The sequence below is a fragment of the Paenibacillus sp. HWE-109 genome (genome assembly GCF_022163125.1).
GTDB lineage: Bacteria > Bacillota > Bacilli > Paenibacillales > NBRC-103111 > Paenibacillus_E.
Map to the genome: position 1 here is coordinate 1447264 of NZ_CP091881.1, position 12460 is coordinate 1459723.

The 12460-nt window shown below is 46.9% G+C and carries 9 protein-coding genes; 5 read left to right on the forward strand and 4 right to left on the reverse strand.

Features of this window, described 5'->3' with window-relative positions; all coding sequences use genetic code 11:
- Window positions 1-12 precede the first annotated feature (12 nt).
- The 3 genes from LOZ80_RS05875 to LOZ80_RS05885 all read left to right on the forward strand — a co-directional run bounded on the left by LOZ80_RS05875 (window position 13) and on the right by LOZ80_RS05885 (window position 4483).
- A complete protein-coding gene (locus LOZ80_RS05875; protein ID WP_238170551.1) occupies window positions 13-2109 on the forward strand; it encodes an IucA/IucC family protein in 2097 nt (698 codons plus the stop codon).
- A gap of 456 nt (window positions 2110-2565) precedes the next feature.
- Window positions 2566-3579, forward strand: coding sequence for a helix-turn-helix transcriptional regulator (locus LOZ80_RS05880; RefSeq protein ID WP_238170552.1), 1014 nt, complete (start codon window positions 2566-2568; stop codon window positions 3577-3579).
- A 109-nt stretch (window positions 3580-3688) separates the two neighbouring features.
- On the forward strand, window positions 3689-4483 hold the full coding sequence (locus LOZ80_RS05885) for an SDR family NAD(P)-dependent oxidoreductase (RefSeq protein ID WP_238170553.1): 795 nt from the start codon (window positions 3689-3691) through the stop codon (window positions 4481-4483).
- A gap of 114 nt (window positions 4484-4597) precedes the next feature.
- On the opposite strand, the gene LOZ80_RS05890 is transcribed toward LOZ80_RS05885, so the two are convergent.
- The 4 genes from LOZ80_RS05890 to LOZ80_RS05905 all read right to left on the reverse strand — a co-directional run bounded on the left by LOZ80_RS05890 (window position 4598) and on the right by LOZ80_RS05905 (window position 8697).
- Complete coding sequence (locus LOZ80_RS05890; RefSeq protein ID WP_238170554.1) at window positions 4598-5695, reverse strand: stalk domain-containing protein; 1098 nt, start codon at window positions 5693-5695, stop codon at window positions 4598-4600.
- A 76-nt stretch (window positions 5696-5771) separates the two neighbouring features.
- A complete protein-coding gene (nagA, locus tag LOZ80_RS05895) occupies window positions 5772-6917 on the reverse strand; it encodes an N-acetylglucosamine-6-phosphate deacetylase (protein WP_238170555.1) in 1146 nt (381 codons plus the stop codon).
- Entirely contained in the window at window positions 6907-7701 is a 795-nt protein-coding gene (locus tag LOZ80_RS05900) for a DeoR/GlpR family DNA-binding transcription regulator (RefSeq protein WP_238172908.1), read from the reverse strand. Before LOZ80_RS05900 ends, nagA begins: the two co-directional genes overlap by 11 nt.
- Before the next feature lie 90 nt (window positions 7702-7791).
- Window positions 7792-8697, reverse strand: coding sequence for an AraC family transcriptional regulator (locus LOZ80_RS05905; RefSeq protein WP_238170556.1), 906 nt, complete (start codon window positions 8695-8697; stop codon window positions 7792-7794).
- Window positions 8698-8841: 144 nt separating this feature from the next.
- On the opposite strand from LOZ80_RS05905, the gene LOZ80_RS05910 reads away from it, so the two are divergent.
- Both LOZ80_RS05910 and LOZ80_RS05915 read left to right on the forward strand, forming a co-directional pair.
- Window positions 8842-11304 (forward strand): glycoside hydrolase family 38 N-terminal domain-containing protein, encoded by a 2463-nt coding sequence (locus tag LOZ80_RS05910; protein ID WP_238170557.1) that lies wholly within the window; start codon window positions 8842-8844, stop codon window positions 11302-11304.
- A gap of 195 nt (window positions 11305-11499) precedes the next feature.
- Entirely contained in the window at window positions 11500-12450 is a 951-nt protein-coding gene (locus LOZ80_RS05915) for a carbohydrate ABC transporter permease (RefSeq protein ID WP_238170558.1), read from the forward strand.
- Window positions 12451-12460 lie beyond the last annotated feature (10 nt).

The window sequence follows — 12460 nt, forward strand, 5'->3', positions numbered from 1 at the left end:
GGGGACTTCACAATGGGACGACAAACCGTCCAAGAAGCTTCAGCTCATGGAGCTATTGCAAGCGAATCGCAGGAGCGTATATGCATGGATTTAGTTAATGCGCTGCTGGCGGAGGGCATACTAGAAGAGGATGGCAGAGGTGAACTGGTGGAATTGTCAGAGATGACAGAGATCTCCGCCGGTTTGCGGTCATTCTTGGAAACTCAGAAACATACCGGCCTCTATTTCCGTTGGTGGGTGAATCGCGAGTTAGGTCGATTTCTGATTTTTCCTGTGCGTCCAGCTGTAGTCCAGGCGATCTCTTATTGCTTTGGCGGTGGTGTATATGAAGTGAATGAAATGAACCAAAGATCCGCGAGCGATGGGAAACCGTACAGCAGGGAAATCGGGCCTACCAGGATTGATGCCATGAAGCTGTTGGAACTGGTTGCAGAGCAGCGCTATGCGCATCATGAGAGGAATGGAGATAATGAAGGGGCATCGCGATTAAAAGAGCTGCTCCGGCTGTCGCTAGAACAGACAAGTTGGGCAGACGCTTACGCTGCTAGTACGCGCGATTCCTCGTATGCTGCTCATGCAAATGGGGCTCACGCAAATGCTGCTCACGTAAATGCTGGTCAAGCAAATGCTAATGACACAGATACAATTCAAACAAATGCAGCTCACCCAAAAACCGATCACGCGGCATGGCGTCTCATTGCGTTAGAGCGCCAAGCTGCATGGCGGGATCGTCCTTTTCATCCTGTAGCCAAGGCAAAGGGCGGCTGGACACAAGCCGATTATGAGGCCTTCAGCGCAGAAGCTGGGCAACCCATTACACTGGAGTGGTTGGCCGTAAGCAAGGCGTTTATATACAGCGGCAAGGCAAGTGAGGAGGGTGCCTTAGCTGCGCTCACACCTGCCGATTTGCTGCTTGCACCTGAGGAACGCATGGCTGTGCATAAAGCGATGGAGCTGAAAGGACTGTCGCAAGAGCTGTATATTGCGCTGCCTGTGCATCCATGGCAGCGAACAGCCATGCTGCCGCAAATGCTGCAAGAAGAGTTGGAATCGGGTATTTGTATTCCCCTTGATGTGCAAACAGGCGTTTACTACGCGACTTCATCTGCGCGATCGTTGGCGCCTCGGAATGGGAGCAACCGGCATCTGAAGCTGCCGCTTGGCATCGTTTCACTTGGTGCCGTTCGTTATTTGCCTGCTGTCCACATGATGAACGGTGAGCGAGGCCAGCGACTGCTGGAGCAGGCACAAATGTACGATTCAGTGCTGAAAGAGCAGCTATTCCTATGCGATGAAAAGACTTGGTGGGCTTATCTGCCTGCAAGCGGCGACTTTTTTGCGGATTCTCCCCGGCATCTTTCTGCTTTGATACGTCAATATCCAGCTGCACTCACGGAAACGGAAAATATTCGCTTATTGCCGATGTCGGCTTTGGCAGCTTACCCGCGAGATGGCCAAGAAACGATACTTGATATCTGGATAAGGGAGCGGAACATGCCTCATTCGGCAGAATCTGCTGCCACCCTATTCGGCGAGGTATGCCTCACATTCCTCACGATTTGTCTGCGTCTGTTCCAATGCGGCGTGATGCCGGAAATCCACGGTCAAAACGTACTCCTGATCCTAAAAGATCAAGTGATTAGCGGTTTGCTTTTACGCGATCATGACTCCGTTCGTTTGCATGTGCCTTGGATGACAAGAAACGGACTGGATGATCCGCAATATAAGATGAAGCCAGGTTATCCGAATTCGCTGTATAACGTAACGCCGCAGAAGCTGCTGGTTTATTTGCAGACACTGGGCATTCAAGTGAATCTTTATGCCATTCTTGAGGCCATAGCTGAGCAATTTAAAATGGATGAGAAGCAACTCTGGTTCATTGTATTGGAGAGTTTGCAGCAGGCTATCGTTCTTGCTGAGCTGCCGGAAGATGTGAAGGCTGTAATCATAGCCTACATGCTTGATCAGCCGAAATGGCCATGGAAAAACTTGATCCGACCATTATTGGAACAGGAAGGGCCCGTTTCAGGCAGCATGCCAGCGAGTATGGGAGAAACGGTGAATCCCTTCCGGCAGATTTCGCGTCTTCTGGATGCAAATTCTATTTAGAATATTGGAGCGGGTTAGCTGGTATAAGGTGTTTGGAGACTGCTGGGATTTTTCCGGCAGTCTTTTTCTGTTTCATAGCCGATTAGGGGGCTTTTACGCAAAACTTTGCTAATGTTGCGGCATGCGATAATAGACAGCATAATAAGAGGAGTTCACTCAGCGGTCTCCCGCGGAGGGAACTACAGTACGCTATTATAGAAAAAAGTGCCTATATAGCGAGGTTGAGGGAACTATAGTACGCTATTTTGCTGTTTGCAGAGAAATTCAGCGTTTTTCGTGGTAATAAGACCCTGTAGTTCCGCTATTGGCCCCGTCCCCCTGCTATTTATCTAAATAGCGTCCTGTAGTTCCCTAACAGGATTTATCGCTTTGACAAGGCTCATCTCTCAGGGCGGCGAAGCCGGTTTTCTCATTTGAACGAAAGAATAGGCAAGCAGCCAAAGGAGGCCCTATTGCATGAAGTCTCATACCTCTGACCATATAAAAATGCCGCCAGGGTTCTGGGCAGGATTACGCCAACTAGGGATTGCCGCCCATGACGTAGCTCGCAAAGCACGGCTGCCGCTTACCATTATTACTGAACCAGCAGTCACCACCGCCCAGTATCTCGCGATCTGGCAAGCTTATTCCGATCTCATGGGTGACACAGCCAATGGAATTATCGAGCTGGCGACCGTTTTTGAAACAGCGAAGTACCCACCAGCCGTCTTAGCGGCTTACCACGCTCGTGATTACCGTGATGCTCTCAACCGAATGGCTCGGTACAAACAACTGTGCCCGCCTGAGAGCTTGCGTATCACCGAGGAGGGCGAGCATTGTACGATCGATCTGGAATGGCTGGATAACGAGCAGCCCGTTCCGCCGTTGCTGGTCGGTATCACGCTGGTATTTCTTCTGGAGCTTGGGCGACGGGGCACAGGTCAACCTTTGACGGCGCAGTTCGTCGAATTATCGCATGCAATGGGCGATGTGCAGGTTCTTGAAGCATACTTCGGCTGCCGTATCCGGACTGGTTCAACATGCAACCGGTTGACGCTGCATCGCAAAGATCTGGACAAACCCTTTGTCTCCTATAACGAAGAATTGCTGGAGATTCTGACTCCTGTTATGGACCGATCGTTGGAGGATCAGAGGAGCAGCCGCTCCATCACCGAGATGGTCAAATGGATCATGAAACGCAGCCTCACAGGAGGGCGAACCGACATTCAGACTGTCGCGAAGGAACTCAATATGAGCGATCGTACTTTGCAGCGCCGACTAACTGATGAAAATACGAGCTTCAAGCGTCTGTTGACACAAGCTAGACATGAGCAGGCACGAAAGTACCTGGCAGACCCCTCGCTGGATATTAAAGAAGTGGCTTTCTTGATCGGATATGAAGACCAGAACTCGTTCTACCGCGCTTTCCGTCTATGGGAAGGCGATACGCCTTCAAATTGGCGTACTGCACATTTAGGTGCAAACTTCTAAACATTTGGCGCGTTGAACAAGAACTTTGGCGCAATAGGCTAGTTACTGAGCTATCCAGACAAGGTAATATAATCTCTATCCGGAAGACAATGAGAAGGAGACAAGTAGGATGGATATGGGATTAAACAATAAAACAGCGTTAGTAACAGGATCAACGAAAGGTATAGGGAAAGCAATTGCCATTGAACTTGCCAAAGAAGGTGTTCATGTATTAATAAATGGACGGAATTATGAAGAGGTAGAACGAGTTGTTACTGAAATCAAGTCAGATTTCCCGGCTACTTCTCCGCAAAATGCGACAGCCGACCTTGTGGAGAGGGGGCAAAGAGAAGCATTATTTGAAAAATACCCCGATATCGATATTTTAGTTAACAATATGGGCATATATGAAATTATGCAATACGAGAATGTTGACGATGATATATGGGAAAAATACTTCCGTACGAATGTTCTTGCTGCCAACGGATTATCTAAATTTTATTTGCCTAAAATGTTGAAAAATGAGTATGGCCGCATTATTTTTATTGCGAGTGAAGAAGCCATTATGCCTTCAGGACAAATGCCTCAGTACTGTATGACAAAATCAATGCTGTTATCATTGTCCAAAAGCTTATCTAAATTAACAAAAGGAACAGAAGTTACAGTCAATACGATCATGCCAGGACCAACACTCTCTGAAAATGTGCATCAAATAATTGAGGGGATATACCCGGATGAACATATGACTTTTTCTGAAAAAGAGAAAGATTTCATGACTGCAAACTTACCTCAATCTGAAATACAGCGATTTATCAAGCCAATCGAAATAGGCAGACTAGCTGCATTTGTATGCAGCCCTTATGCGTCAGCATTTAAAGGTTCTCCAATCCGCATGGATGGGGGAATGGTACCGACTATTTTTTAATAAAAGATAACGCAGCCAGAAATGGCTGCGTTATTTGCGCGCGACGGAGCGCGTTTTCGATTTGTTCACTGAGATTGTATCAAGCTTAGTGGGCCGACTTGAAGCAGCTAACTTTTAATATTGAATAGTAGATAGAACGTCACCTTCAAAATAAAGAAAGGTACTGTCGCCATATACCCATTGTGACATGGTTCCATACTTTCCAGTTGTCACGTTTGTACGTATCGGATTGCCCCAGGACAATAACACCATTCCATAATTCATACCTCTATAAACCTTTTGTGCAGCTATGGCATCCCATGCTTTCTGAGGAAAATCAAATACATCAAATGGGCTTCTAAGGAAAAAGCCGGATAAAGGTGAAGCATGAGACAAGGATTTTATAGTATGGGTATTAACCGTGTAATCATAATTGCCGTCGTTAACAAGCATAGATCCATCGCCAACATAAGTGATTTTTACTTTAGTTAGATTGGGGAGATCAAGCGATCTATCTTTCCAAAATGTGGACGTCTTATTCAACCAGATATCTTTATTCAAAAACTGACCGAGCTCTGCATATTGTGCTAAATCATATGGCGCAGAGGACATCGCATAGTACCTCGATTTAAAATCATTATAATTATAGGAGAACCAGTAATTAGAGTAGGAATTTCCAATCTTTTTGAACTGTTCATTCCATGCGGAATAAAGTTCTTTCAGATGTTCCTCTGGCGTGTAGTTGCCTCCAGAAATCGATATCTTGCCATTTTCTCCCCATGCTATCACGAGATGCAAGTATTCACTTAAAAATACTAACGGAACGTACACGACATCCCGACTGGAAATCGGATAGAAATCTAAAGTAAGTAGCTCCCTTTTAAAATCTCGATAAGGACCATAACTTTTGTCAGCGGAATCAAAATTAGCTACATTCAGTTCCGTCTTAAGGATAATGGGACTATCCGTCTTAAGGAAAACGACACTGGAATTCGTGTTAATTCGGAATGTACGATAATCCTTATCCCACTGTGGATTGATACCTAACTCAGAGAGTACGCCATACATGGGTACGTAAATCGCATTGTTTTGGACAATTGGCGGATAGTTGTAGTCAAACTTTTTTCCATTAATGTAGAGGTTATAACTACTTTCTTCAGCTTTTGTGGAGATGGGGCTTGAAAGAAAGACAAGCAGAAACGCGAATAGAAATAGAAATGACTTTTTTACCATAAGTTGTATATCTCCCTTTATTAGTTTCATGTATTGTAACATATAACTGACAAAGGGGGGATTAGGAAATATCATGTTAGACGATATTGCCCTTAATCATTGTCCACTGTACCTGAAATTGCTCATCTAACAAAACGAGATCCGCATCAAAACCTGTGGAGATCCTGCCTGTGGTATCAAGACCGAGTATGCGTGCAGGTGTTGTTGAGGCCATTTGAACCGCGTCTGGCAATGAAATTCCGGTTTCAACGGTTAGCCGCAGAGCCTCGTTCATCGTAACTGTACTGGAGGCTAAAGTTCCATCCGCTAGGCGTGCTACACCTTCGGTAACCGTAACATGATGGCCGCCGAACACATAATTCCCGTCACCTAGTCCCATCGCTTGCAATGCGTCTGTAATAAGTACCATGCCCTCTGGTCCTTTCAGTCGATGCATCATTCGAACGATCGCAGGATGCAAATGAATGCCATCTACAATGGCTTGAAGGCTGACATGTTCTTCTTCAAAAGCGGCTACCACAAGTCCGGGATCCCGATGATGGATCGGGCGCATGCCATTGAAACAATGGGTAACATGACTGGCTCCTGCTGCAAAGGCTTGCTTGGCTTCTTCGTATGAGGCATCCGAATGCGCGATGGCGATAACTACGCCCATTTTCTTCAAAAAGGAGATAAGTTCCATACCGCCAGGCAATTCGGGGGCGATGGTAACCATTTTAATCAGTCCTTCGGCTTCGTCAAAAATATTTTTCATTTCAGCCAGATTCGGATGTCGTAGAAACCGTTCATTTTGCATACCTTTCCGCTTAGGATTCAGGTAAGGCCCCTCTAGATGAAGCCCGGCAATTTTGGCCCCGACTTCATGCCCGATGACACGTTTCACGCTACGAATCATGGCTAGTAATTCTTCGATTGTCGAGCTGACAGAGGTGACCAAGAAGGAAGTGCACCCTGTTTCAGCACAAGCCCGGGAAACCTCCTGAATACTTGTCTCGCTGCCATCCATCATGTCGAATCCGTTGGCACCGTGAATATGAACATCGATCATGCCCGGTATTAATTGATGTCCTTGACCATCTATAAAGGCATAGTCGCCCTCCGGTAGAGAGGAGAGACCAATTTCTATGTTCTCGATCCTTCCATTTCGTATCCAAAGTGTCGCAGGTAGAGCGGGGCCATCTTGTTGAATCACGTTTACATTGTGCAAAATTTTAAGACTCATCGCTGTTGTCCTCCTCGTAATTGTCTTTCTCCTCACATTGAATAATCGTGATATTTTTATGATGAAGTACCTCTCTTATTTCGATGGGCACCTCTTGGTCGGTAATTAATATATCTACAAAGTCGAAATCTAAGCGATAAACCGACTTGCTGGCAAACTTCGTGAAATCGGCCACAGCAATGAGCTGATCCGATCGGCGGGCCATCTCTTTTTTAACGGAAACATCATCTTCATAAGGAAAATAAAGACCATCGGCTCGTATAGCTGTAGCCCCGATAAATGCCTTATCAGCTCTTAGTTCTCTTAGTTTATCAATGACGGAGGGACCATATAATAAGCGGTTTTTGGCGTGTAAATAGCCGCCGAGCACATAAACTTGCAGATCTTCCCGACCTGACAGAATCCCTACAATATCGATGGAGTGTGTGATCGCCGTAATATGTTTGGCGGAAATTTGCTCCGCTACAGACTGTACCGTGGTTGATACGTCAAAAATGACGGTCTCCCGATCTTGAATCAGTTTAGCTGCGATCAGACCGATTTTTCTTTTACTGTCTGTTTCGTCGATTAAACGTTCTTGATAGGTGGCGATTTCCTTCTGCAATTGAGGCAGAGCGACACCTCCATGTGTACGAATAACAACGCCTTCTTGCACTAATTTAACGATATCTCTTCGGGCAGTATCCCTAGATACATCTAGAAGAGAGCAGATATCCATCACACTCATTGCGTGGTGTTTATTAATATATTCGAGAATTTTCAGCAATCGTTCTTCTTGATACATCAAATTCACCTCTTGTAAGTAAGTTTATCATATATTTTAAGTATTTAAAAGTATTATTTAAGTATGTCTAAGTAATTAATCCGATTTCCTTTAAGTGCTTTCAGTAGCAGCCGTTTGCCTCCGATAGTTTTGAGGGCTCGCTCCATAGTGCTTTTTAAAAGCTCTGCTGAAGTAGCACAGATCAGCAAAGCCAGCTTGCTCAGCTATTTCTGCTATGCGCAGACCTGGCAGCTTCATCAATTCTTTGGCTTTCTCCAAACGAATTTGGTTCATGCGATTGATGATCGTCTGCCCAGTAAGCTTTTTATATTGGCGGGACAGGTGACCGTAGCTCATGTGCAGGGAAGCAGCCAGCTCGCCTACGCTAAGACGATTGCTTTGGAAATCCTCTAAATAGACCTCTACTTTCCGCACCAAAGGGTCCTTGACCGCAGTGGAGGAGGATACCTGTCCCTGCATGGTCATCTGCAGCAGGCTGAGATATTCCAGAAGATGAATGAGCAGAAGCTGAAGCGCCAGCTCGGACTGGCCCGTCAGTGCTTCTAGAAAGAATTGCTCCAGCAAGCCATGAAGTCTGCCATTATCCCGATAAGAGCCGGGATTCCATTCTTGAAGTCGCTGCAGGCGCGTGAAAAAGGACTCCCCCTGTACATCAGTTTTCTCCGTGCTTGCAGGACGAATACGCCATCTTAAACAAATTCCCTCATGAGGATTTCCGCGGGTATAGGAATGGGAATGAATCGTGCCTGGAGGAATAAGGAAGAAGTCGCCTTCTCCCACTTGGACAAGCTCATCGCCGAAATGGGTCACCATTTGTCCGGATAAAATATAATTGAACTCAAACCACGTATGAGCATGGGGAGGACACTTGCTGGCTGTGCCAATTTGCTCGAAAATGATATCGACCCATTCGATGACCGCATCATTGATTCTAATTTCCTGACAGATCTGATTAAAGACGGGAGGTAAAAGGCTTTTTAGTTGTTCAAGATCCATGCATCATGCCCTCGCTTTCAGACTATGATTTCAATCATATCATAATTAGACAACTATTCGTGTTAATTGGAAATGTACAGCGGAACTTGGCAGCCTCACAATAAAGACGAGAGATTTCCATTCGTTCATAAGGAGGTTGCAAGAATGAAGAAGCTTCATTTGATCAGCAATGCCCATCTTGACCCTGTTTGGCAGTGGGAGTGGGAGGAGGGAGCAGCTGCTGCTGTATCCACTTTCCGTGCGGCGGCAGAATTTTGCGAGGAGACGGCGGGATATGTGTTCAATCACAACGAAGTCATTCTCTATAAATGGATTGAAGAATATGAGCCCCAACTATTCAAACGCATCCAACGTTTGGTTCAAGCGGGGAAATGGCAGATCATGGGCGGTTGGTATCTGCAGCCGGATTGCAATATGCTTTCAGGTGAATCTTTTGTTCGCCAAATTTTGCTGGGCAAGGCTTATTTTCGCGACAAATTCAATGCGGAGCCGACTACAGCAATTAATTTCGATTCTTTTGGTCATACACAAGGGCTTGTGCAGATCTTGCAGCTTGCTGGATATAATTCTTACCTCTTCATGCGTCCCGATGAAATGGAGGGATTGCCCGCAGGTGATTTTATTTGGAAAGGCTTCAATAATTCGAGCGTCACGGCCCACAAAATACAGGGGGGCTATAATACGCTGATGGGCAAGGCCAGGGAGAAAATCGAGGGCTGGCTGGCCGATAACCGGGACAAAAATGAGGGGATTGTTCTGTGGGGTGTCGGGAACCATGGCGGCGGGCCATCCCGTATTGATCTTGCGCAGATTGACCAATTAATGAAGCAGGAAAAAGAGTTTGAAATTATTCACTCGACACCTGAAAACTACTTCCGGGATGTGGCTGGCCAGGACCTGCCCTCGTATGCAGGGGATTTGAATCCCCGCTTTGTGGGCTGCTACACCTCGATGATTCGCATCAAGCAAAAGCATCGTCAATTAGAGAATGAACTGTATATGACTGAAAAGATGCTTTCCACCGCTGCGTTGCAGGGTCTCTTGACCTATCCCTCGCATGAACTGCATGATGCCTTATGCGATCTATTGACGGCCCAGTTCCACGATATTCTGCCGGGCTCCTCTGTGCAGCCAGCGGAGGAAGCTTCTCTGCGGTTAATGGAGCATGGTCTGGAGATCGTTGCCCGTCTTAAAGCGAGATCCTTTTTTGCTCTCGCAGCCGGGCAACCGAAAGCAAATCTTCAAGAATATCCGATTCTTATCTACAATCCTCATCCCTTTGCAGTCAAGGGTATATTTGAGTGTGAATTCATGCTCGAGGACCAGAACTGGCAGGAGGCGTTCTCTCTGCCGGTTGTGTATCAAGAGGGTCAACCTATCCCGTGTCAGCCAGAAAAAGAAGGCAGCAATCTGAATCTGGATTGGCGCAAAAGAGTTGTCTTTGAGGCAGAGCTTGCGCCCTCATCCATGAACCGCTTTGATTGCCGGATTGAGATGTTGACGCATAAGCCGATTCCTCAGTTGGCGGAGCAGAATGGCTGCTATCGGTTCGAGACGGAGGAACTGCTTGTTGTCGTCAATGCGCGAACGGGGTTCATCGATGAGTATGTTGTTCGAGGAGTTCCTTTCCTCCGGCCTAATGCTTTCGCTCCCCTCGTGATGGAGGATAATGAAGATCCCTGGCGGATGGATAAAGCCTCCTTCACACAGGTTGAGGGGATGTTCAAGCTAATGAATGAGGAGGAAAGCGGGCTGTTCTCCGGGGTGAAAGGCGCGCTTCCTGCCGTTCGAGTTATTGAAGACGGTGATGTGCGTACGGTAATAGAAGCGGTATTCACGTACAACAACTCCTATATATGCCAGTTGTACAAGCTGCCTAAGACGGGCACGGAGCTGGAGGTACAACTGCGGGTGTATTGGAATGAGAAGGATAAAATGCTCAAGCTGTCCCTGCCAACTCAGTTGTCCGAAGGGCGGTTTGTTGGGCAAACAGCCTTCGGGGTCAGTTCGCTGAACCACGGGCATGAGGCCGTTGCACAAAAGTGGGTAGCTGTAGAAGCTCCTGAGCAGAATCTGGGGTTAACCTGCATAAATAACGGAATTTATGGCAGTGATTTTGTTTCCGGAGAGGTTCGGCTTTCGCTTCTGCGGAGTGCAGGCTATTGCGCTCATCCGATTAATGACCGACCGATCATGGTGCAGGATCGATTCTTGCCGCGGATGGATCAAGGTGAACGCTGCTATACCTTCTGGTTGAATGCGGGAGAGCTTGCTGACCGCAGGGATCGTCAGGATCGAGAGGCGCTGGTTCACAATGAGCGTCCATACGCTTTATCGTTCTTTCCTTCCGGAGAAGGCGAGCGGCCGGAGTCTTTTCTAGTGCTGGAGGATGCAGTGGTTCAGCTGAGCGCTTTCAAGAAGGAGGAGAGAGGCGAGAACTATATCATTCGCCTGTTCGAGCCCACCGGGTTTGGCAGATCAACGGTACTAAGCATCCCTTCGCTGGGAATTCGCCAAGAGATTCATCTGAACGGGTTTGAGTGCAAGACGCTGCGTCTCTCAGCCTCTGCGGGTACGCTTGCGGAAGCGCCTTTATGTGAAGTATAAAGAAATGCAACCTAACCACTCACCAGGCAGCCAAAAAGGTTGCCTGGTGAGTGGTCTTATTTTGGAAGCAGCATAGATCCCGTCTGAAAATTTCTCCTATTATGTGCAGTATATATAAAGTTTAAGGGGGGGATAGTCGAAAATGGTGATGCTATAATGGCGTTATTAATACTAAATAAGGGGGCAATACCCATTATGACTGATTTATCGGTAAAGTCTGACAGGACGCCAGCTGTAAGTATGAGAGCTCTAAACCCCTTTCAAGTCTTTCGGAGAAAGTATGGCGCTGCGTACCTCATGCTGCTGATTCCAGTTTGCTGCTTTGTACTTTTTTCCTTATACCCGATTGCTTGGGCGGTTAAATACGTTTTTTATTACTATGACGGGGTTAGGCCGGAGCGGTTTACGGGGCTAGCTAATTTCCAAAGATTGATGGATGATCAAGTCTACTGGTCCAGCCTCTGGAAGCAGGCTCTTTTCTCCCTGAAAATCATTCTTGAGCTGCCATTGGCCTTTATGTTGGCTCTGCTCCTCAGTTCGCAATTGAGAGGGAAGAATGCATTTCGGGCAATGTTTGTTATGCCGTACATTCTGCCGGCCTCCACGATGGCCTTAGTCGTATATATCCTGTTGAACCCTTACAATGGGGGGCTTAATCAACTGCTGATCGCTTTAAACCTGATTGACCAACCCATTGCCTTCCTCTCCGGCGGGTGGACAGCGTTTGCCAGCGGGATGCTGTTGGATGCCTGGCAGAACTTCGGGATCAATATGCTGCTTCTGCTAGTAGGTCTGACCAGCATTCCCAAAGATGTCTATGAAAGTGCTGATATCGATGGCGCTACGGGCTGGACCCGGGTGCGTTATATCTCCCTTCCGATGATGGGCCGCATTCTCCAGATGATTTTGTTCCTTTCTATTCTAGGAACTCTCAAGTCGATGGGTCCCTTTCTCGTCCTTACAGATGGTGGACCGAACCATGCTACGGAGCTGACCTTCCTGTATATTTTTCATCAGTTTTTCGGAGGAGATACGGGCACCAATTATGGCTACGGGGCAACGGTGGCGGTGTTTACGGCACTTATCCTGGTCGTTATATCGATAGGCTACTTCAAGTTGACCAAGAAAATGGATTATCATAATTAAGGAGGACAGC